18 protein-coding genes are annotated in these 21,781 nt (G+C 69.5%); 2 read left to right on the top strand and 16 right to left on the bottom strand.

What is annotated here, in order from left to right:
• Positions 1–48: 48 nt before the first annotated feature.
• Positions 49–639: a malonic semialdehyde reductase gene (locus EPA99_RS12105; RefSeq protein ID WP_129471495.1), complete on the bottom strand. Its 591-nt coding sequence runs from the start codon at positions 637–639 to the stop codon at positions 49–51.
• Positions 640–707: 68 nt separating this feature from the next.
• Between EPA99_RS12105 and EPA99_RS12100 the strand changes: the two genes are divergently transcribed.
• Complete coding sequence (locus EPA99_RS12100) at positions 708–1,715, top strand: mitochondrial fission ELM1 family protein (protein ID WP_129471494.1); 1,008 nt, start codon at positions 708–710, stop codon at positions 1,713–1,715.
• 18 nt (positions 1,716–1,733) lie between these two features.
• Here the strand turns inward: EPA99_RS12100 and glnE are convergent, their stop codons facing one another.
• The 12 genes from glnE to EPA99_RS12040 all read right to left on the bottom strand — a co-directional run bounded on the left by glnE (position 1,734) and on the right by EPA99_RS12040 (position 16,823).
• Positions 1,734–4,553 (bottom strand): bifunctional [glutamate--ammonia ligase]-adenylyl-L-tyrosine phosphorylase/[glutamate--ammonia-ligase] adenylyltransferase, encoded by a 2,820-nt coding sequence (gene glnE, locus EPA99_RS12095; RefSeq protein ID WP_241688375.1) that lies wholly within the window; start codon positions 4,551–4,553, stop codon positions 1,734–1,736.
• Between the two features lie 140 nt (positions 4,554–4,693).
• Positions 4,694–5,518 (bottom strand): DUF4349 domain-containing protein, encoded by an 825-nt coding sequence (locus EPA99_RS12090; RefSeq protein WP_241688374.1) that lies wholly within the window; start codon positions 5,516–5,518, stop codon positions 4,694–4,696.
• Between the two features lie 292 nt (positions 5,519–5,810).
• On the bottom strand, positions 5,811–6,527 hold the full coding sequence (gene lipB, locus EPA99_RS12085; RefSeq protein ID WP_129471491.1) for a lipoyl(octanoyl) transferase LipB: 717 nt from the start codon (positions 6,525–6,527) through the stop codon (positions 5,811–5,813).
• Positions 6,515–6,793, bottom strand: a complete 279-nt coding sequence (locus EPA99_RS12080; protein ID WP_129471490.1) for a DUF493 family protein — start codon at positions 6,791–6,793, stop codon at positions 6,515–6,517. The genes lipB and EPA99_RS12080 overlap by 13 nt, the downstream gene beginning before the upstream one ends.
• 107 nt (positions 6,794–6,900) lie before the next feature.
• On the bottom strand, positions 6,901–8,100 hold the full coding sequence (locus EPA99_RS12075; protein ID WP_129471489.1) for a D-alanyl-D-alanine carboxypeptidase family protein: 1,200 nt from the start codon (positions 8,098–8,100) through the stop codon (positions 6,901–6,903).
• A 171-nt stretch (positions 8,101–8,271) separates the two neighbouring features.
• The gene (locus EPA99_RS12070) at positions 8,272–9,636 is read right to left on the bottom strand and encodes a septal ring lytic transglycosylase RlpA family protein (protein ID WP_129471488.1); all 1,365 of its coding nucleotides are present in this window, start codon (positions 9,634–9,636) and stop codon (positions 8,272–8,274) included.
• Positions 9,633–10,790 (bottom strand): lytic murein transglycosylase B, encoded by a 1,158-nt coding sequence (gene mltB, locus EPA99_RS12065; protein ID WP_129471487.1) that lies wholly within the window; start codon positions 10,788–10,790, stop codon positions 9,633–9,635. The genes EPA99_RS12070 and mltB overlap by 4 nt, the downstream gene beginning before the upstream one ends.
• 249 nt (positions 10,791–11,039) lie before the next feature.
• On the bottom strand, positions 11,040–12,146 hold the full coding sequence (gene rodA, locus EPA99_RS12060; protein WP_129471486.1) for a rod shape-determining protein RodA: 1,107 nt from the start codon (positions 12,144–12,146) through the stop codon (positions 11,040–11,042).
• Positions 12,143–14,149, bottom strand: coding sequence for a penicillin-binding protein 2 (gene mrdA, locus EPA99_RS12055; RefSeq protein WP_129471485.1), 2,007 nt, complete (start codon positions 14,147–14,149; stop codon positions 12,143–12,145). Before mrdA ends, rodA begins: the two co-directional genes overlap by 4 nt.
• Before the next feature lie 6 nt (positions 14,150–14,155).
• A complete protein-coding gene (gene mreD, locus EPA99_RS12050; RefSeq protein ID WP_129471484.1) occupies positions 14,156–14,635 on the bottom strand; it encodes a rod shape-determining protein MreD in 480 nt (159 codons plus the stop codon).
• Positions 14,632–15,636, bottom strand: a complete 1,005-nt coding sequence (mreC, locus tag EPA99_RS12045; protein WP_129471483.1) for a rod shape-determining protein MreC — start codon at positions 15,634–15,636, stop codon at positions 14,632–14,634. The genes mreD and mreC overlap by 4 nt, the downstream gene beginning before the upstream one ends.
• Before the next feature lie 140 nt (positions 15,637–15,776).
• Positions 15,777–16,823, bottom strand: coding sequence for a rod shape-determining protein (locus tag EPA99_RS12040; protein WP_129471482.1), 1,047 nt, complete (start codon positions 16,821–16,823; stop codon positions 15,777–15,779).
• Between the two features lie 276 nt (positions 16,824–17,099).
• On the opposite strand from EPA99_RS12040, the gene EPA99_RS12035 reads away from it, so the two are divergent.
• Positions 17,100–18,032, top strand: coding sequence for a carbohydrate kinase family protein (locus EPA99_RS12035; RefSeq protein WP_129471481.1), 933 nt, complete (start codon positions 17,100–17,102; stop codon positions 18,030–18,032).
• A 137-nt stretch (positions 18,033–18,169) separates the two neighbouring features.
• Here the strand turns inward: EPA99_RS12035 and EPA99_RS12030 are convergent, their stop codons facing one another.
• The 3 genes from EPA99_RS12030 to EPA99_RS12020 all read right to left on the bottom strand — a co-directional run bounded on the left by EPA99_RS12030 (position 18,170) and on the right by EPA99_RS12020 (position 21,599).
• Positions 18,170–18,733, bottom strand: a complete 564-nt coding sequence (locus EPA99_RS12030) for an HAD family hydrolase (RefSeq protein WP_129471695.1) — start codon at positions 18,731–18,733, stop codon at positions 18,170–18,172.
• A gap of 53 nt (positions 18,734–18,786) precedes the next feature.
• The gene (locus EPA99_RS12025) at positions 18,787–19,503 is read right to left on the bottom strand and encodes a hypothetical protein (protein WP_129471480.1); all 717 of its coding nucleotides are present in this window, start codon (positions 19,501–19,503) and stop codon (positions 18,787–18,789) included.
• A 143-nt stretch (positions 19,504–19,646) separates the two neighbouring features.
• Positions 19,647–21,599 (bottom strand): M1 family metallopeptidase, encoded by a 1,953-nt coding sequence (locus EPA99_RS12020; protein WP_129471479.1) that lies wholly within the window; start codon positions 21,597–21,599, stop codon positions 19,647–19,649.
• Positions 21,600–21,781 lie beyond the last annotated feature (182 nt).

Here is a 21,781-nt window from a genome sequence, read left to right as displayed (position 1 = left end):
GTGTAGTGGTTGGGTGGGACAGCGGACAGCAACAGCTGCGTGAAGCGCTTACTCGATCCGCGCCGCTTCCTCGAAGCTCAGGCGCGGCAGACGGGGGAACAGGCCTTGCGGATCGCCATAGCCCAGGTTGACCAGGAAGTTGGACTTGACCGAGGTGCCGGCGAAGAACGCCGCATCCACCTTGGCCGCGTCGAAGCCGGACATCGGCCCGGCATCCAGCCCCAGCGCGCGCGCGGCCAGGATCAGGTAGGCACCCTGAAGCGAACCATTGCGCAGGGCCGGCTCGGCGCGGGATTCCTGCGGGCCCTCGAACCAGGCCTTGGCGTCGGTGTGCGGGAACAGCTTGGGCAGCTGCTCGTGGAAATCCAGGTCGAAGCCGACGATCACCGTCACCGGCGCGGACATGGTCTTGTCCACGTTGTTCTCCGACAGGGCCGGCTTGAGCTTGGCCTTGGCCTGCGGCGAGGTCACGAACACGAAGCGCGCCGGGGTGCCGTTGGCGGCCGTCGGGCCCCATTTGAGCAGGTCGTAGAGCGCATGCAGCTGCGCGGGCTCGACCGGCTTGGGCAGGAAGGCGTTGTGCGTGCGCGCGGTGCGGAACAGCTGGTCCAGCGCAACATCATCCAAGGGTGCGGACATCCAGATTCCATGAGCGAAGCGGCGGCAACTACCCGCCGCGGAAGGCGCAGTGTAGTGTTGCGCCCATCATGGAGCACGCCGACAGCCCGGAACGGATTGTTTTGATCCGTGAAACAACCGGGCCGCGTCTGCCAACCTGGCTGCTGGACGACGGCCACGCCGGCAACCTGCGCCAGGCCCAGGCCCTGGCCCATGCCCTGGGCATCGCGCCGCAGCATCACTGGACCCTGCAGCGCCGCGCACCCTGGTGCTGGGCCGCCCCGCGCCTGCTGCCCGCATCGACCCAGGCCTTTGGCGCCGCGTTCGCGCAGGCGCTGCAGCGGCCACCGGCGTTGGCCATCGGCTGTGGCCGCCAGGCCGCCCTGGCCACGCGGCTGCTGCGCCGCCGCGGCGCGCGCGTGGCGCAGATCCTGGACCCCAGGGTGGATCCCCGGCATTGGGATGTGGTCATCGCGCCCGAGCACGATGGCCTGCGCGGGGAGAACGTGATCTCCCTGATCGGCAGCCTGCATCCGGTCGACGCTTCCTGGCTGGCCAACGGCCGCGCCGCCTTCCCGCACCTGCAACAGCTGCCCGGGCCGCGCACGGCGTTGCTGATCGGCGGCCCCAGCGCGCACTTCGCCATGGATACCCAGGCCTTGGCTCACTGGCTGGACGCGCTGGTGGCATCGGTGGCGCGGCAAGGCGGCAGCCTGATGGTCACCACTTCGCGCCGCACCCCAGGTGGGGTCGGCGCACTGCTCGCCGAGAGGCTGCGCGCGGTGCCGCATGCACGGTGGGACGGTGCCGACGCCAACCCCTACGCCGGCTTCCTGGGCTGGGCCGAGCGCATCGTCTGCACGCCGGACTCGGTGAACATGCTCTCCGAGGCCTGCGCGACCGAGGTGCCGGTGGAGGTGTTCGCACCGGAGCGGGTCGGCGGCCGCCCGGCACAGTTCCTGGAGCAGCTGATGGCGCTGAGTCGCATCCGCCGTTTCGCACCGGAACAACCCGCATGGCCGGTCACGCCACTGCGCGAAACGGCGCGGGTGGCGGCGCTGGTGCACCAGCGCCTGGGCCTGCCGACGCTGGCCTGAGGCCGGCAGGCCACTTGCTCAGCCGGCTTGCGGGGAGAAGTGCAACCCCTGCTGGCGCGCAACCTCGCCGATGCCGTCACGCGCCTGCTCGATGGCGGCGTTGCGCGTGGCCACCCGTGGCCGGCGATCCAGCGTGCAGGCCAGGCCCTCCTGCAGCAGCACCGCGTGCGCGGCACCCAGGCACGCGGCGGCCTCGGTGCTCACCAGCGACTGTGCCTGTGCGGTCGCGATCAGCGCTTCGGTGTTGGTGCTCTCCAGCAGCGCCGGGTGCTGGTCGGCGTGGGCCAGCACCATCCACTGCAGCAGGAATTCCAGGTCCACCAGGCCGCCGGCGCCCTGCTTGAGGTCGAAGCGCGCCGCATCGCTGCGGTCCAGTTCGGCGCGCATGCGTGCGCGCATCTGCACCACGTCCTGGCGCAGCGTGTCGGCCTGGCGCGGCGTGGCCAGCACCTGCGCGCGCAGCGCCTGGAACTGCGCGCACAGGCCAGCATCGCCTGCGATCGCGCGTGCGCGCACCAGTGCCTGGTGCTCCCAGGTCCAGGCGCGCTTGGCCTGGTAGTCGCGGTAGCTGGCAAGCGAGGACACCAGCGCGCCCTGGCTGCCTTCCGGACGCAGCCGCACATCGATGTCGTACAGGCGGCCGGCCGCGGTCACCGTGCCCAGCAAGGCCATGACCTTCTGCGCCAGCCGCGGGTACCAGCGCTCGGCCTCCAGCGCACGCGCGCCGTCGGAAGCCGCACCGGCGGGTGCGTCGAACAGGAACACCAGGTCCAGGTCCGAGCCGAAGCCCAGCTCCAGGCCGCCCAGGCTGCCGTAGCCGATGATGGCAAAGCCCCCCTTGCGCATGCGGCCATGCGCGCGCTCCAGGTCGCGCTGGGCCAGGGCCAGCACCACCTTGACCACCTCATCGGCCAGCCAGGCCAGCTGGCGCGCGCTGTCCTCGGCAGGCTGCCGCGCGTCCAGCGTGGCCAGGGCGATGCGGAAGCTCAGCGCCAGCCGCGTCTCGTTGAGCTGGCGCAGGGCGATTTCCGGGTCGTCCTCTCCCAGCGCCGCTTGGCAGGCGCGCGCCATGTCCGCCTGGGTCGGCATGGGCCCTGCGATGCGCGCATCCAGCAGCTCATCCAGCAGCAGCGGATACTGCGTCAGGCGCTCGGCCAGCCAGGCGCTGCGCGAAACCACATCCACCAGCCGCGCCAGCGCGCTGGGCGCTTCATCCAGCAAGGCCAGGTAACTGGCACGGCGCAGCACCGATTTGAGCAGGGCCAACGCGCGCCGGGCGGCCGCATCGGGCTGCGCCGAATCCACCGCCGCGTGCAGCAACGCCGGCAGGACCCGGTCCAGGCGCGCGCGTGCGGCATCGGACAGATCGCGCACGCCCTGCGAGCGGGCGAAATCGCGCAGCAGCCCGTGCATGCCCTGGGCATCGTCGAATCCGGAGGCCTGCGGCGGCGCGGCGTCGCCACCTTCGGCCAGCTGCATCCAGTAGGCCACCAGCGCATCGGCCGGCGGCGCTTCCTCACGCTGGGCCAGCAGCTGCACGAACTCGTCGTTGACCACCTGCTTGTGCGCGTCCAGCGCGCGCTGCAGCGCCTCCCAGTCCGGGTAATCCAGGCCCTGGGCCATGCGTGACCGCAGCTGCGCATCGGGCGGCGGCGCATGCACCTGGGCATCGGCCATCATCTGCAGGCGGTTCTCCAGCTTGCGCAGGAAGCCATAGGCCTGGGCCAGGGCCTGCGCATCCTCGTCCTGGATCAGCCGCGCCTGGGCCAGCTTACGCAGCGCCGGCAGCAGGCGTCGTTCGCGCAGCGCCGCCTCGCGCCCGCCGTGCACCAGCTGCAGGGCCTGGGCCAGGAATTCGATCTCGCGGATGCCGCCGCTGCCGCGCTTGATGTCCTCGGACAGCTCGCGCCGCGCCACCTCCGCGGCGATGGCCGCCTTCATGCTGCGCAGGCCGTCGAGCGCGGTGAAATCCAGGTAGCGCCGATACACGAATGGCCGCAGGCTCTCCAGCCACGCCTCGCCGGCGGCGATGTCGCCGGCCACCGCACGCGCCTTCAGCCAGGCGTAGCGCTCCCAGTCGCGGCCCTCGCGCTGGAAGTAGTGATCCATGGCGGCGAAGGACAGCGCCACGCGCCCGGCGCTGCCGAACGGGCGCAGGCGCAGGTCCACGCGGTGGCAGAAGCCATCGGCGGTGACCGCATCCAGCAACACCGCCAGGCGCTGGCCCAGCCGCGCGAAGTAATCCTCGGCCGCCAGCGCACGCGCGCCATCGGACTGCCCCGATTGCGGATAGGCGTACACCAGGTCGATGTCCGAGGAAAAATTCAGCTCGCCACCGCCCAGCTTGCCCAGGCCGAACACCACCAGCCGCTGCACGCTGCCATCGCCGGCGCGCACCACGCCGTGGCGTTGGGCGAAGGTCTCTTCCAGCGCCGCAAGGCCCAGGCGCAGACAGGTCTCGGCCAGGGCCGTGGTTCCGGCGAGGATCTCCTCCACCGGCGCCTGCTCGATGACATCGCGCCAGATCAGGCGGGTGGATTCGGCCGTACGGTAGCGACGCAGCTTGGCCTGCCAGGCTTCGAAGGCCTCACCGTCCTGCAGGGTCGGAGCAGGCCATGGCGCCGAGGCATCGCTCAGCAGGGCCGGCAACAGCGCGGGCTGGCGCACACAGGTGTCGATGGCGAAATCGCTGGCCAGTGCCAGGCGTTCGATGCGCTGGCGCGCCGGCGTCGAATCCAGCATGGCCTGCGATGAAGGAAGCGCCGCGGCAAGTCGCTGCAGTGCACGCGCGCCGGGATCTGAGGGACTATGCATGGGCGCCAAGTGTGCACGAGCCATGCAAGGGTGAGGTCAAGCCGCCGGGCGTGCGCGCAAGCTGCGTACCGCCGTTGCGTTGCCGCCAGCACGACCGCGCTGCGCAAGGACACTAGCGCCGGCGCCTGTGCGCCAGAGCCGGGGCCACGCCGCTGGCCTGTACGTCAGCGCTTGCGACGGCGCCAACGCATGAGGGCGCTCACGATCCACACCAGCAGTCCCATGGTCACCACGATCGGCAGCAGGGCCGCCACGGCGCTGATCATGAAGGCCGCACTGCCGCTGAGGGTTTCGCCGAAGTTCGCCCACGCCTGCCCGATCTGGCTGCGTCCACGCTGGCTGGCGGACGTTTCCAGTTGCACGGTGACACGTTGCGTATCGATGCGGCGCCGCTGCTGCGCCGCGTCGCGCTCGGCCTGCTCCATCGCAGCTTCGATCTCGGCCAGACGCTTGGACACCGCCAACAGGTCGGCCACCTTCATGTCGCTGCGCTGCTGGTAAGCGGTGAGCTGCGCGTGCTCGCGTTGCAGCCGCGCTTGCGTGAGCCGGGTATCGGCCACCTGCTGGGCGAGGTCTTCGGCATGGCTTTCGCGCTCGGCCACCTCGCCATCCTGGCCTGCCAGGGCGATGAAGGGTTCCACGCCCTTGGGCGCCAGGCGGACCTGGATCTTCGCCGAGGCTCGCTCCCCACCCTGCCGCGACAGCTTAAGAACGGCGCAGTCGCCAAACCTGCCGCGCTGGCAGGCCTGCTGCAGCGCATCGATGCGCGCGGACAACTTGGCCTGGTCCAGCTCGACCGTGGCGGTGTGCTCGTAGGCCAGATAGGTGCCGGCCGGCGCGGCCAAGGGAGGGGCGGCAGCGGCGAAGCCGTCGGCGGCCGCGGTTTCCGCCGATTGCTTGCTGCATGCGGCAAGCGCGATCAGGACACCGAGCAGGACGCTGCCGCGCTGGGCGAATACACCGGCACGGCACACAGCGAATGTCCTCACGCGCAGCTCCTTTGTCGTGGTGGGTCCACCTCGGGGCGAGACGGGCCGGTGGGGCCGCCGCAGCGGGCCGCCGCCATCTTCCATGATCCTGTCAGGCGTGGATATCCCCGCCATGACACGGGTTACGGGAAGCTAAAGCAATCCCGAATGCATCGCGTGGGAGCCGCTTCGGTGCGAGAGCGGCTTCAGCCGCGAAGCGGCCTTTCCCGGTAAATCCCCTTCGCGGCTGAAGCCGCTCCCACAGGTCTTTCGCGCGGCTTGATCGTGGCGAAGTGCGGTGAATCGAAGGCGCTTACGCCAGCGCCAGCGCCCCGTCCGAAGTCGACAACGCCAGGCCGAACTGCGTGGCGATCTTCTCCAGCAGCACGGCCTTGACCGTGTCCATGGACGCAGGACCGCCCAGGTCGCTCAGCGCGACCGTGCGCAGGCCCTCGTAGCCGCAGGGGTTGATGCGGTGGAAGGGCTCCAGGTCCATGGCGATATTGAAACTCAGGCCGTGGAAGGTGCAGCCGCGGCGCACGCGGATGCCCAGCGCGCCGATCTTGGCGCCGGCCACGTACACGCCAGGGGCGCCGTCCTTGCGCTCGGCCTGGATGTTCCACTCGGCGCAGGTGTCGATGATGGCCTGCTCGATGTGGCACACGTAGTCGCGCACGCCGATCTGCAGGCGCTTGAGGTCCAGCAACGGATACAGCACCAGCTGGCCGGGGCCGTGATAGGTCACCTGGCCGCCGCGGTCCACCTGCAGGACGGGGATCTCCCCCGGTGCCAGCACATGCTCGGGCTTGCCGGCCTGGCCCAGGGTGAACACCGGGTCGTGCTCGACCAGCCACAGCTCATCGACGGTCTCGGCCTGGCGCGCATCAGTGAAGCGCTGCATCGCCCGCCACACCGGCTCGTAGGGCTGGCGCCCCAGGTCGCGCACCCGGGCCGGCAGCACGGCGCGGCCGCCGGTGGCATCGGCGACGGCGGTGGCGATGGCGCAGCTCTCGCCGCTTACAGCGTCCATTTCACTTCGGGGTGCCCGCGCAGGACTTCATGGGCGGCGTCGTACTGCTGGCGGTTCTCGGCCTTGAAGGCGATGCGCACGGACACGTACTTGCGGTTGGTGGAGTGCTTCCAGCTGATGCGCTCTTCCAGGACCTCCACGCCCGCGCCGGTCAGCAGCGCGGGCAGCAGGCTTTCCAGGTCGCGTCCGGCCGTGCCCATGGCGCTGAGCTCGAAGACGCCGGGAAACTGGAAGCCGTGTTCGGGGTTGTCGGATTTGATTTCCATGGCCGCCATTATCGGGGCGGGGGCGGCCGAACCCAAGCGCGCCCGGGGCGGATGCGAAAACGCCGGCAGATGCCGGCGTTTTCTGGGGGATTGGCTGCGCTGGGCGCTTACTCGGCTTCCCACCACATCCAGAAGGCATCCCACAGGCGGCGGAAGAAGCCACCCTCTTCCACCGCGTTGATCGCCACCAGCGGCGCCTGCGCCACCACCTTGCCGTCCAGGGTGACCTTCACCGTGCCGATGGCCTGGCCCTTGGTGATCGGCGCCACCAGCTGCTTGGGCACGTCCATGGTCGGCTTGAGCTGGTCGTACTTGCCGCGCGGCACGCTCACCAGCATCGGCTGGGCCACGCCCAGCTGCACTTCGCGGGTGGCGCCCTTCCAGACCTTCTGCTGGGCGATGACCTTGCCCGGCTCGTAGAGGCTGTGGGTCTCGAAGAAGCGGAAGCCCCAGTTGAGCAGGGCCAGGCTGTCATCGGCGCGCTGCTTCTCCGAGGTGGAGCCCATGACCACGGCGATCAGGCGCTGGTCGCCGCGCTTGGCCGAGCTCATCAGGCAGTAGCCGGCGCCGGAATGGTGGCCGGTCTTGATGCCGTCCACCGCCTGGTCGCGCCACAGCAGCAGGTTGCGGTTGGGCTGGGTGATGCCGTTGACCGTGAACTCGCGGATCTTGTTGTACGCGTAGGTCTCCGGGTAGTCGCGCACGAAGGCGCGGCCCAGCAGCGCCAGGTCGTGCGCGGTGGAGTAGTGCTCCGGCGCGGACAGGCCATGGGCGTTGGCGAAGTGCGAGCCCTTCATGCCGATGCGCTGGGCGTAGCTGTTCATCAGCGAGGCGAAGGCCTCCTGGCTGCCGGCCACGTGCTCGGCCAGGGCGATGGCCGCGTCGTTGCCCGACTGCACCGCCATGCCTTTTTCCATGTCTTCCAGGCGCGCGGTCTTGTTGACCGGGAAACCGCTGTAGCTGCCGTCGGTACCGGCACCGCCCTCGCGCCAGGCGCGCTCGCTCATCATGACCTGGTCGTCGGCCTTGACCTTGCCGTTCTTCTGCTCGGCGGCGATCACGTAGGAGGTCATCACCTTGGTGATGCTGGCCGGTTCCACGCGCTGGTCGTAGTTCTCGCCCGCCAGGACCTGGCCGGTGGCGTAGTCCAGCAGCACCCAGGCCGTCCCCACCGGCTTGGGCGGCGGCGGAACTTCGATGGCGGGCGCAGCCGGGGCATCGGCCGCCGGCGCGGGGGCCGGGGTCTGGGCCACGGCCAGACCGAACGCGGCGGTGGCCAGCGCGGCAAGGGCAAAGCGGAACTTCATGGGAATCGGACTCCTGCGGGACCGGGCGTCGGGGAAAGGGAGACGGAAAGTTTAGAGCCTTAGGCGAGAAACGCCGAGCGAGAAACGAGTGAGGAGGAACGAGGAACGAGAGAAGGACGCATCACGCCGCCTGCTTTACTCGTTCCTCGTTCCTCTCCACTCGTTCCTGTCTCAGTCCCTGACCGCCTTGGGCGCGCCGAAGCCCAGGCCGGCGATCCGGCTGGAGAGCATCTGCGCGGCGGTCGCGTCGGCGGCGGCCACGCGCAGCCGCCACAGCGTGCGGCCGTTGCTGCTGGTGTCGCTCAGGCTGGCGCCGTCGATGCCTGCCGCGGCCAGTTGCGCCAGCGCGCGGTCGGCGTTGGCGCGGCTGGAGAAGCTGGCCACCTGCAGCAGCACCGCGGCCGGACCAGTGGCGCCGACCGCAGCGCCGGTCAGCGCCGCCTGCGCCGCACGGCGCTCCTGCGTGGATGCTTCCGGGCGCGGTGCGGGGGCGGCCCTGGTCGGGGCCGCGGAGGCGACCTCGCGCGCCACCGGCGTGCCTGGCTTGCCGGTGGCCACGTGCACGCCACGGGACTTCATCCACGCCTCGAACTGCTCCGGGCTGGGCTTGCGTTCGGTGTCCGGGATGACGTGGTAGCGCCAGGGCTGGTCGGGTGTGGACCCGCCTGCCGCCACGCTCGTGCCGGCAGCGGCGGCGCCTGCCGCCGCGACGGTGGCCGTGGCGGGTTTGGGCTCGGCCGGCAAAGTGCTGACCAGCTCGTCGATGGCACTGGCCTTGGCCGGTGCCGGCTTGCCGGTGGCGATGCGCGTGGGCACGCCGGTGGCGATGGTGGTCGGCACCGCGCGCGGCGGGGTCTTGCGGTCGGCCAGGATGCGCTCGGCGGTCTTCGGGGTCAGCGCGCGCACTTCCACCCGGCCGGTGCCGCGCTGGACGATGCCCAGCTTGACCGCCGCCGCGTAGCTCAGGTCGATCACCCGGCCATCGTGGAACGGGCCGCGGTCGTTGACCCGCACCACCACCGACTGGTCGTTGTCCAGGTTGGTCACCAACGCGAAGCTGGGCAGCGGCAAGGTCTTGTGGGCCGCGGTGAACTGGTACATGTCGTAGACCTCATGGTTGGAGGTCTTGCGGCCATGGAACTTGTTGCCGTAGTACGAGGCGGTACCGCGCTCGGCGTAGCCGTCCACGCGGTCCATCACCACGTATTCCTTGCCCAGCACGTTGTAGGGCGAGCGGTTGCCGTAGGCGCTGGGGGATTCGGCCGTCACCCGCGGCTCGGCGATGCAGTCCACGTCCGGCACGTCGGTGGGCGTGGTGTCGCGCACGCCGGGCTTGTACAGCCCGCCGGCGGTGTAGTCACCGCGCGTGCTCGGGTCTTCCACCGCCGCGATGTACTTGCCGTAGCAGTTGCCGTCGCTGCCGGCCTGGGCCGCACTCACCGGACTGCCCTTGCGCGGCGGTGCACCGGCCTTCTTCGGCGCCGTGCCGCAGGCGGCCAGCAGCAGGACCAGCGGCAGCGCAGCCCACCACCTCATGCCGGCGGCAGCTCGCGGCCGGCGATGGCTTCGGACAACTGGAAGACGGCCATGGCGTACATCTTGGAGTTGTTGTAGCGGGTGATGGCGTAGTAGTTGCGGAAGCCCAGCCAGTACTGCGGGCCATCGCTGGCGGCCAGGGTCACCGGCGTGGCGGTGAGGCCGGCCGGCACCGGGGCCTTGGGCGTGTAGCCGCGCGCGGCCAGGTCGGACATGGTCCAGGTCGGGGTCCAGTCGTCGGGATTGAACGCCTCGCGCCCGGGCGCCAGCGTGGCCATCACCGCCACCGGGCCGCCGCGCTCCCAGCCGTAGGCCCCACCCTTCTTGACGAAGTAATTGGCCACCGAGGAGAAGATGTCGTCGAAGTCGGTCATCAGGTTGATGCGGCCGTCGCCATCGCCATCCACGCCGAACTGGCGATACGAGGACGGCATGAACTGCCCCATGCCCATCGCCCCGGCGTAGCTGCCGGTCTGGCTGAGCAGGTCGATGCCCTGCTCCTTGCCCAGCGCGAACAGCTGGGCCAGCTCGTCGCGGAAGAACTGCTCGCGCTTGTGCTCGTACAGCGCGCGGTCCGGGTTGCCGCTGCGCGGGTAGCGGAAGGCCAGCGTGTACAGCGCATCCAACACACGGTGCTTGCCGGTATAGCCGCCGTAGCTGGTTTCCACGCCAAGGATGGAGACGATGATCTCGGCCGGCACACCGGTGCGCTCCTGCACCCGCATCAGCTCGGCGCGGTGGGTCTCCAGGAAGGCCTTGCCGCCGTTGATGCGGGCCGCGGTGATGAAGCGCGGGCGGTACTCGCTCCAGCCGATGGTGCGTTCGGCCGGCTTGGACATCAGCGCGACCACGTCATCGCGGAAGTTGGCCTGCGACAACACCGCCTCGATGCTGGCCGGATCCAGCGCGAAGCGGGCAGCGGTGTCGCGGATGAAATTGGCGCGGGCGACCTCGAAGGGCACAGGCGTCAGGTCGATCGAGGCATCGGGCTTGACCGCTTCGACCGAGGTCTCGGCCGGGGCCGGCGTCGGCCCGGACGGGGTCCTGGGCGGCGGCGCGGAGCGGGCCTGTGGCGGCGGGGTCGGAGACTTCGGCTGGGTCGCACAAGCGACCAAACCAAGCGTAAGCAGGCAGGCAAGAACGCGTCGGGTCATCGGCGCGAAGGTTAGCACAGGGGTTGCGCCTCACTCCCCCTCTGCGACATGAATGGCAAGAACGACATGCGCGGGGAAGTTGAGGGTTTGCGTTAAGTGCGAGGAACGAGTGGAGAGGAACGAGAAACGAGTGAAAGCAACAGCTGTGCCCTCTGGCCTTTCGCTTGTCGTTCGGCAAAGGAACGGGGAACGAGTAAAGCGGCGGCGTTGCCCTCTCGTTCCTCGTTCCTCCCCACTCGTTCCTCGCTCCTAGTACCCATGCACCGGCCGGTGCCCGCGCACGGCCATTACCAGGCCCATGCCGGCCAGCAGGGACACCGCCGAGGTGCCGCCGTAGCTGATCAGAGGCATGGGCACGCCCACCACCGGCAGCAGGCCGGAGATCATGCCGCCGTTGACCAGCACGTAGACGAAGAAGGCCAGCCCCAGCGAGCCGGCCAGCACCCGCGAGTAGGTGTCGCGCGCCTCGATGGCGATCCACAGGCAGCGCCCGATCACCACCAGGTACAGGGCCAACACGGTGGCCACGCCGATCCAGCCGAATTCCTCGCTGAGCACGGAGAAGGCGAAATCGGTGGTCTGCTCGGGAATGAAGTTCAGGTGCGACTGGCTACCCTCGCCCCAGCCCTTGCCCGACCAGCCGCCGGAACCGATCGCGATCTTGGACTGGATGATGTTCCAGCCCGCGCCCAGGGCATCGGCCTCCGGGTCCAGGAACATCATGATGCGGTCCTTCTGGTAGGGCCGCAGCAGGAAGAACCAGGCGATCGGCGCGGCCGAGGCCACGCCGGCCACCGCCACGCCCACCCACCACCACGGCAGGCCGGCCAGCAGCAGCGCGAAGGCGCCGGAGGCGGCGATCAGCACGCCGGTGCCGAAATCCGGCTGCAGCATGATCAGCGAGGTGGGCAGGCCGATGATCAGCGCCGCCACCAGGGTGGTGTTGATCCGCGGCGGCAGCGGGATGCGGTGCAGGTACCAGGCCACCATCATCGGCAGGCTGATCTTCAGCAGCTCGGCCGGCTGCAGGTAGAACACCTTCAGGTCCAGCCATTGCCGCCCGTATTTGCCGGTGCCGACCATGAACACCGCCAGCAGCGGCAGCATCGACAAGGCATAGGTCATCGGCGTCCAGGCGCGCAGCCGCAGCGGCGAGATCCGCGACAGGCCCCACATCGCCGCCAGGCCCACGGCGAAACGCGCGCCCTGGGCGATCACCAGGCCATCGCCACCGGCGCTCTTGAGCACCGCCAGGCCGATCAGCATCAGCCCGCCCAGGGCCAGGCACAGCACCCAGTCCAGCGTCCGCAGGAAACGGCCGGCCAGCTCGGCCAACCAGCGCAGGATGTCCCTCACGGCCGCACCGGCTGCGGCGGGCGTCCCACCGAGATCGCCGCGGGCACCACCGCCGGTTCCGGCGCGGGCGCAGGCGGGGCCGGGGCCGGTGTGGCGGGCGCAGCCGGCTTGGGCGCAGCCGCCAGCCCGACCGAAACGACCGTGTCGTCGGGCACCGCGTCCATGCCCTCGGGCATTTTGCCCAGCAGGTACGCGTCCAACAGCTTGCGGGCGATCGGGCCGGCGGTGCTGCCGCCGTAGCCGCCGCCTTCCACCGCCACGGCCAGGGCGATCACCGGCGCCTCCACCGGGGCGAAGCCGGTGAACAGCGAGCGGTGGCGCAGGTGCATGGGCAGGCTGCGCGGATCCACCGCGGCCACGCCCTTGCGGCTGACCACCTGGGCCGTGCCGGTCTTGCCGGCGATGCTGTAGGGCGCGCCCCGGGCCATCGAGCCGCCGGTGCCGCCTGGCAGCATGGTCGCCATCATGCCTTCGCGCACGGCCTGCAGGTGCGCCGGGTTGGGGCTGATCGGGGTGCCTTCGGGCTGCGGCAGCGGGCTCCAGTCGGCATCGAAGTTGGTGCGTTCGGCCACCGCCAGGTGCGGCCGGCGCAGCTGGCCATCGGCGATCCCGCCGACCCCGCGCACCAACTGAAGCGGCGTGACCTTCCAGTCGCCCTGGCCGATGGCGATGTTGACCGTATCGCCTGGATACCAGCGCTCCTTGCGGCTGCTCATCTTGTAGGCCGGCGACGGCACGATGCCGCCGATCTCCCCGACCAGGTCGATCCCGGTCGGCTTGCCCAGCCCGTACCGCTGCATGTAGTCGTCGACCTGGTTGATGCCCATGTCCAGGGCGAGCTTGTAGTAGTAGGTGTTGACCGACTCGGCGATGGATTTGCGCAGGTCGGTCCAGCCGTGGCCACCGCGGTGCGAGTCGCCCCAGCCGCGGCTGACGCCGGGCAGGTAGAACATGCCGGTGGACAGCACCCGGTCCTCGGGCCGGCGGGTGCCGCTGTCCAGCCCGGCCAGGCCCATCAGCGGCTTGATCGTGGACCCAGGCGCCACCCCGCCCAGCACCAGGCGGTTGAACTGCGGCCGCGAGGGGTTGTCGTTGAGTGCCTTGAAGTCGGCGTGGGAGATGCCGTTGACGAACAGGTTGGGGTCGTAGGACGGCAGGCTGACCATGGCCAGGATCTCGCCCGTGCGCGGGTCCATGGCCACCGCGGCGCCCTCGTAATCGCCGAAGGCGGCCACCATCGCCCGCTGCAGGTCCACGTCCAGGGACAGCTTCAGGTCGGCGCCGGCCTTAGCCGGCACCCGGCCGATGGTCCGGATCGCCCGCCCCTGCACGTTGGTCTCGACCTGTTCGTAGCCGACCTTGCCGCGCAGGACGTTCTCGTAATACCGCTCCAGGCCGCTCTTGCCCGAATGGGTGATGGCGGCATTGATGTCTCCGGCCTGCAGGTCGGCCTCATCGACGCGGCCGACGTAGCCGATGACATGGGCGAACAGGTCACCATAGGGGTAATACCGGTTCAGGTACGGCACCACGTCCACGCCGGGGAAGCGCCAGCGGTTGACCGCGAACTGCGCCGTCTCGGTCTCGTTGAGCCGCGCCTTCAGGGTGATGGGGCGGAAGCCGCGGGTCGCCTTGCGCTCCTTGCGGAAGTGCTCGATGTCCTCCGGCGACAGCGCGATCACCTGGCCCAGCTGGCCCAGCATGGTGTCGATGTCCTTGACCTTCTCCGGCAGCACGTCCAGGCGGAAGGCCAGCACGTTCTCGGCCAGCACCCGCCCCTTGCGGTCGTAGATGGTGCCGCGCGCGGGCACCACCGGACGCGGCTTGATGCGATTGGCGTCAGAGCGGGTGATGTACTCGTCGTGGTCGACCACCTGCAGCTTGAAGTACCACGCGCCCAGCCCGATCAGGCACAGCGCTACCACCACGAAGCCCAGCACCGCGCGGCGGCGGAACTGCTCGGCTTCGGCATGGGGATTCTTGACGGCGCGGCGAGGTCTCATGGCGTGTCAGCGACGGCGTCCGTGGTGCATGCCGTCGATCAGCAGGAACAGCGGTGGCCATAGCAGCATGCCCACCAGCGGCGCCCACCAGTAGGACCAGGGCAGCAGCGGCCGGCCGAGTGCGGCGTGGATAGCCATGTCGATGATGCGATCGTTCAGCAGCAACCCGCCCAGCGCCAGCGCCTGCTGGGACAGCGGGAAAAACCGCAGGCGCGCCCGGAACCGCTGCAGGATGAAGGCCATGACGGTCAGGCGCAACGCCTGCTCGCCCAGCACGCCGCCCATCACCAGGTCCGCCACCACGCCAATGGCGAACACCGTGCCCAGGCCGACCGAATCGGGCAGCTCGATCACCCAGTACGTCATGACCAGCGCCAGCCAGAACGGGCGCAGCGGCTGCACCACTTCCGGCAGCGGCACCACGGCCAGCAGCAGGGCCAGCAGGATGCTCACCGGCATCGCCCAGCGGTTGCGGGGACGGCTCACAGGTCCGGCTCCGCGTCGGCCGGCTCGGGCGGCTTGACCGGCGGCTTGATCCCGGCCGGGGTGGGCGCCTGCACCGGCGGCGGCGGGGCCTGCAGCTCGGTGCCGATCACCACCGGCACCGGGCCAGTCTCGGCCGGAGTGACCGGCAGCGGCGCGGCGGCCTGCCCCGAGCGCAGCAGCAGCACGCTGCGGCCGCGATCAAGCTGGGCGGCGGGCTTGAGCTCGCCGATCAGGAAGGCGCGGCTGTCGTCCTGGTGCAGCTCCACCACCTTGCCCACCGGAAAACCGGCCGGAAAGCGCCCGCCCATGCCGGAGGTGACGACCTCATCGCCCTCCTGGATATCGCTGTTGAGCGGGATGTTGACCAGCTGCAGCTGGTCGCTGCGGCCGTTGCCGTAGGCCACCAGCCGCACGCCGTTGCGCGCCAGCATCACCGGCACGGCATGGTCCGGGTCGGTGATCAGCAGGGCGATGGAAAAGCCCGGCATCACCTCGGTGATCTGTCCCAGCAGGCCGCCGGCGTCGATCACCGGCTGGCCGACCTGCACACCCTGGCGGCTGCCGGCATCCAGCACCAGGCGCTGGCGGGTCGGGTCCAGATCCACGTTCAGGATCGGCGCCAGTTGCACATCCAGGCCACGGCTGCGGGCCACGCCCAGCAGCGCGCGCAGCTGGGCGTTGTCGCTGATGGCCGTCTGCAGGCGCGTCAGGCGCGCGTTGGCGATCAGCAGCTCATTGCGCAGCCGGTCGTTCTCCTCGGTCAGGCGCACGCGGGTCAGCGCATCGTCCTGCACCGTGGTGCTCAGCCGGCCCGGCAGGCCGGCGACCCACCACAGCGGCTGCACCAGGGTGCCGACCTGGGTGCGCACCGCGTGCATCCAGCCGCCGCGGTGGTCCAGGAAGATCAGGCCCAGGCCCAGCGCCAGATAGGCCAGCAGCTTGAGCGTGCTGGCCACTTCCCCTGGACGGTTGGTGACGGGAGGTCCGGCGTAGACAGGCACGGGGGAGCGGGAGCTAGGAGTGAGTGGAGAGGAGTGAGGAGTGAGTGGGCGGCAGCGGCAAGCGAGGAAAACAAGGGGCGAAGCGCTGGCGCAGGCTCTCGCTCACTCCTCACTCCTCTGCGCTCACTCCTGCCTCAGCCTCATTCCGGTGCGAAGAACTCATTGCCATGCATGTCCACCAGCTCCAGCGCGCGGCCGCCACCGCGGGCCACGCAGGTCAGCGGGTCCTCGGCCACCTGCACGTGCAGGCCGGTCTCCTCGGAGATCAAGCGGTCCAGCTCGCGCAGCAGGGCGCCGCCGCCGGTCAGCACGATGCCGCGCTCGGCCACGTCCGCGCACAGCTCCGGCGGGGTCTGCTCCAGGGCCAGCTTGACCGCCGAGACGATGCCCGACAGCGGCTCGTGCAGCGCCTCGAGCACCTCGTTGGAGTTGATCTTGATCATCTTGGGCACGCCCTCGGCCAGGTTACGGCCGGAGATTTCCATCTCCTCCACTTCCGCCGGCGGATAGGCGCAGCCGATTTCCAGCTTGATGCGCTCGGCGGTGGCCTCGCCGATCAGCATGCCGTGGTTGCGGCGCACGTAGTTGGTGATGGACTCATCGAAGCGGTCGCCACCCACGCGCACGGACTGGGAGTAGACGATGCCGTTCAGCGAGATGACGGCCACCTCGGTGGTGCCGCCGCCGATATCGATGACCATCGAGCCGCGCGCCTCGGTCACCGGCAGGCCGGCGCCGATCGCCGCGGCCATGGGCTCCTCGATCAGGTAGACATCGCGCGCGCCGGCCTCTTCGGCCGATTCCTTGATCGCGCGGCGCTCCACCTGGGTGCTGCCGGCCGGCACGCAGACCAGCACGCGCGGGCTGGGGCGCAGGAAGCGCGACTTGTGCACCTTCTTGATGAAGTACTTGAGCATTGCCTCGGTGTAGGTGAAATCGGCGATGACGCCGTCCTTCATCGGGCGAATGGTGGTGATGTGGCCCGGGGTGCGGCCCAGCATCTGCTTGGCTTCGGCGCCGACGGCGGCCACCGAGCGCGCCCCGCCGATGGCGCGGTCCTGGCGCACGGCCACCACCGACGGCTCGTTCAGCACGATGCCCTGTCCACGCACGTAGATGAGGGTGTTGGCCGTGCCCAGATCGATGGACAGGTCGTTGGAGAACATGCCGCGAAGCTTCTTGAACATCGGGGGATTGGGTCCTGGAAGAGACGGTGCCCGCAGCGCCAGACTGGCGAAAAAATGGGCAGAAATCGAGGTCGGCTAGCCTAGCAACACCCCCCTGCTCGCACAAGGAAAATCCCGGGCCCGCGGCCGTTTCGCGCCGCCGGCGGCCGTGCGCGTGCGCGACCGGCGACTGGCCCTGTCCAGCGTCAGCCGGTAACCTTCGCACCCTGGCCGGGGCTTTCCGGTCCGCCCACGGCCGGACCGCGGGCGTTTTCGCCTCCCCATCAAGGTTCGCCGATGTCCGCTCTGATCTGTGGTTCCCTTGCCTACGACACCATCATGGTGTTCCCGGACCAGTTCAAGAACCACATCCTGCCGGACAAGGTGCACATCCTGAACGTGTCCTTCCTGGTGCCGCGCATGCGCCGCGAGTTCGGCGGCTGCGCGGGCAATATCGCGTACAACCTGCACCTGCTGGGCGGCCAGCCGATCCCGATGGGCACGGTGGGCCAGGATTTCGGCCCGTACCGCGAGCATTTCGAGACCCTGGGGATCGACCTGTCGCGGGTGAAGGTGATCGACGAGCTGTTCACCCCGCAGGCCTTCATCACCACCGATCACGACAACAACCAGATCACCGCCTTCCACCCCGGCGCGATGATGCGCAGCTACGAGAACCACGTGAAGGACGTGCCCGGCGTGACCATCGGCCTGGTGGGTCCGGACGGGCGCGAGGGTATGATCCAGAACGCGATCGAGTTCAAGGAGATGGGCACGCCCTTCATCTTCGACCCGGGCCAGGCCATGCCGCTGTTCAACGGCCAGGAGCTGCGCGAGTTCATCGAGCAGGCCGACTACGTGGTGGTCAACGACTACGAGTCCAACCTGCTGCAGGAACGCACCGGCTGGAACGAGCAGGAGATCGTCTCGCGCGTGCAGGCCTACATCACCACCCAGGGCCCCAAGGGCGCGCTGGTGCACACGCCGGACAAGACCTTCGACATCCCGCCGGCGCACGAGCGTCGGGTGGTCGACCCCACCGGCTGCGGCGACGCCTTCCGCGCCGGCCTGATCTTCGGCATCGAGCGCGGCTGCGACTGGCTGACCATCGGCCGCATGGGCAACCTGATGGGCGCGCTGAAGGTCGAGCACCCCGGTACCCAGAACCAGCGCTTCGACTTCGACGAGTTCAACGACCAGTTCAAGCAGCAGTTCGGCTACGCGCTGTAGCGCGTGCGCCGCCTGGGGCGGCGAGGAACGAGCGCAGAGGAACGAGTACAGAGGAACGAGCGGAGAGGAACGAGGAACGAGTGCGCTCAAGCTAACTCGTCACGCATCCGCCCGCCTTCACTCGTTCCTCGTTCCTCTCAACTCGTTCCTCGCTCTACCCGCTCTAGCAATGCATCGCAATCAACCACATGCACATCGGCCAGGTCAGGCCAAAGGTTCCCCGGCCCGACCAGCACCGTGAGCGCGCCGGCCGCGCGGCCGCACTGCAGGTCGTGCGCGTGATCGCCTACCATGACCAGTTGCTCGGGCGCGACCTGCCAGCGCGCGGCCAGCTGTAGCAACCCATCCGGGCGCGGCTTGGGCGGTGCGCTCTCGCGGCCCAGCACGTCTTCGGCCGGAAACACCTCGCCCAGGCCGATGCAATCCAGCGTCAGCGTGGCCAGTTCCCGCGCATTGCGGGTCAGGATGGCGATGCGGTCCCCGCGCGCATGCAGCACGCGAACCAGTGCGCACGCACCGGGCGCGGCCACGGCGCGGCAGGCCAGCTCGCGCTCATGCGCCATCAGCCAGGCGTGCTTGGGCGCGGCCTCCGCCGCCGGCAGCGCCGCCAAGTGGCCCAGGATGTCCTCCTGCGGCGCAATGCCCAGCGCGCGGCGGATCAGCGCGAAATCGTGCACCGCCACGGTCAGCGTGCCGTCCATGTCGAAGACCCAGTGGCGGCGTTCGGGCAGCCCGGCGCCGGCCTGCAGCAGGTTCAATCCCAACCCGGCATCTGGTTGCCGTCCAGGCCGCCGACTTCGTAGACGGCCGTGCGCGTGCCGCCGGCCTTGACCGGGAACTCGATCTCGAAGGTCTTGGCCTTGCGCAGCGCCTTCCACAGGGCGTTTTCGTTGCGGATGAACATGGCGATGGCCTCGTCGGTGTTCGGGCGATAGCCGGGATAGGTCTTGTCCACGCCGTCGATCTTCACCTTGAGCGTGCAGCCGCCGCTGCAGCGGAAGTCGCCGGACTGCAGCACCAGGTAGGCGCTGCGTTTCCACTCCGGGTGGTCGCGGAAGATCAGCTGCACCGGCTTCTTGCCCGTGCCGTCCACGTCCACGCCGTCCTTGCTGTTGATCATGGCCGAACGCTGGATGCCCTTGCCGGCCTGGGCCTGGGCGTAGTTCCACAGCGCGGCCAGGCGGCGCTGCTCCTGCTCGGCCTGCGCCCGCTGCTGGATCTCCTCGAAGCTGGCCTTGATGCCCTCCGCGGCCGGGGTGCCCGGATACTGATCCAGCAGCGCGGTGCCGTGGATGCGGGCCATGTTCCAGTTCTGCGCGGTGCGCGCCTTCTCGTACTCGGCGGCCAGCTTGGCCGCCTCCGCCTCCTGCTTGGCGGTCTGCGCGGCGGCGGCGGCTTTTTGCTCGGCTTCGCGGTCCCCGCAACCGGCCAATACCAGGGCACACAGCCCAGCCAACAGCAGTTTCTTCATCGCCAGCATCTCCAGCAGCGCGGTCGGCCCGCGTCGATCGAATGGGGCCCTACTCTACCTGCGCCAGTGGCCGGCCCGTAAACGCGCACGGCCTTCTCCCGAAGAAGAAGGCCGCGCGGGGGAACACGCGTGTTCCGAACCGGTCAGGGCTTGGCGGGCGCCGCCTGCGGCTGGGCCCGGGCGGCCTTGTCCAGCACGTCCTGGATGGACTGCGCGGTGATCGGGTGCGAGGCCGGCTTGGCCCGGGCGAACACCTGCTGGGCAAAGGCCAGGCCTTCGGGCGTCTTCACCAGCTCGGCGTAGATCGGCATGATCAGCTTGCGCCGGCCGACGCGCTCGATGAATGCACCGGCCGCTTCCTGCGCATCGGTATAGCCGCTGCGGATGGTCAGTGGATACCAGCGCATGGCGATCTCGCCATTGGCCGTGCCGGTGAAGTGGTAGGCCTCATCCAGCGCCTTGAGCTGCTCCACGCCGAGCTTCTCGCCCAGGCCTTCGATGAAATGCACCCACTGCTGGGTCACCCATTCGTCGGTGGCCTGCTTGGCCGGCAGGGTGCCACTGCCCAGCCAGGCGATGCGTGCGGTATCCACCAGCGCGAAGCCGCGCGACTGCGCCTTGGTGGCGAAGGCCGGGATGCCCGGCTGGTTGAGCCAGGCGTCCAGCTCCGCCGCGGTGACGGCGTTGGGATTCTTCGGCAGCAGCTTGTCCTTCAGATAGGCCACGAACTGGTCGGTGTTCGCGCTCTTGAAGGCATGGTCGTCGAACCAGCCGCGCAGGAAGGGATCGAACACGTCGCGGCCGAAACGCTGCTCCAGGAACTGCAGGAACCAGGCGCCCTTGACGTAGGCCACGCTGCTCAGCGCCTGATCCGGGTCGCGCTCGGTCAGCGGCGGCAGCGCCAGCGCCTGGTCGGCCGGGCTCATGTCCTTGACCTCGGCCAGCAGGTCGGTCTGGTCGATCTGGCGCTCCATCTCGGCCAGCTCCACGCCGTACAAGGCCTCGGTGATGCGGCCCTGCACGTAGGTGGTGAAGCCTTCGTTGAGCCAGATGTCCTTCCAGCTGGCGTTGGTGACCAGGTTGCCCGACCAGCTGTGCGCCAGTTCGTGGGACACCAGCGACACCAGCGACTTGTCGCCGACGATGACCGTCGGCGTGGCGAAGGTCATCGTCGGGTTTTCCATGCCGCCGAAGGGGAAGGACGGCGGCAGCACCAGGATGTCGTAGCGGCCCCAGCGGTAGGGCCCATACAGGCCCTCGGCGGTGGCGATCATCTTCTCGGTGTCCTCGAACTCCTTGGTGGCCTTCTCCGACATGGCAGGCTCGGCCCACACGCCAGCGCGGGCGGAGATCGGCTTGAACACCAGGTCGCCGGCGGCGATGGCCAGCAGGTAGGAGGGGATGGGGTGCTCCATCCTGAAGCTGTAGTCGCCATCGCGCGCGGCCTTGGGGTCGCTGTTGGCGCTCATCAGCACCATCACGTCGGTCGGCGTGGTCACGTGCGCGCTGTAGGTGAAGCGCACCGAGGGGGTGTCCTGCAGTGGCACCCAGCTGCGCGCATGGATGGCCTGGGACTGGCTGAACATGAAGGGCAGCTTCTTGCCCTCGGTCATGGACGGGTCCAGCCACTGCAGGCCCGAGGCGGTCGGCGCGGTGTGGTAGCGGATGCTCAGCTTGGACGGCTGGGTCGGCGTCTCGATGGTCAGCTTGCTGCCGAACACCTTGTCCGCGGGCGCCAGCGCGTACTTCAGCGGGGTCTGGCCGCCCTTGCCGTCATCGGCCGAGACTTGCTCGATGGTCAGATCGCGCGTGTCCAGGACCAGCGCCTTGGCCGCCTTGTCGGTCCAGTCCAGGGTGTAGGTGGCGCTGCCGTCGATCTGCTTCTTGTCGAAGTCCAGCTTCAGGTCCAGCGCCAGGTCGGTGATGCGCACCTGTCCGGGCTGGGCGTAGGAACTTTCATCCTGGCTGCGGTCGGTGGTCACGGCGGCGGCACGCTTGGCGGTGGTGGGCTCGGGTTGGGCGGCAGGCTCGGCATCCTTGGAGCAGGCGGCCATCAGCAGGCAGGCGCAGGACAGCAACAGCGGGGCAAAACGCATTGGATCGATCCGTTGGCACGGGGGAGCGGGCAGTTTACCGCGCCTGCCTGTCCGGGCCGGTCCCGCCGGCCTTGACCGGTCCCGGAGTGCGAGGTGGATGCAAGCGCGTCATCCAGCCTCCGTAGGGTGGACAACGCGAAGCTTGTCCACCCGGGCGCAGGCGGGGCCAAGCCGGAGTCGCC

The organism is Pseudoxanthomonas composti, from assembly GCF_004122095.1.
GTDB lineage: Bacteria > Pseudomonadota > Gammaproteobacteria > Xanthomonadales > Xanthomonadaceae > Pseudoxanthomonas_A > Pseudoxanthomonas_A composti.
This window is presented reverse-complemented; position numbering and strand designations above follow the sequence as displayed.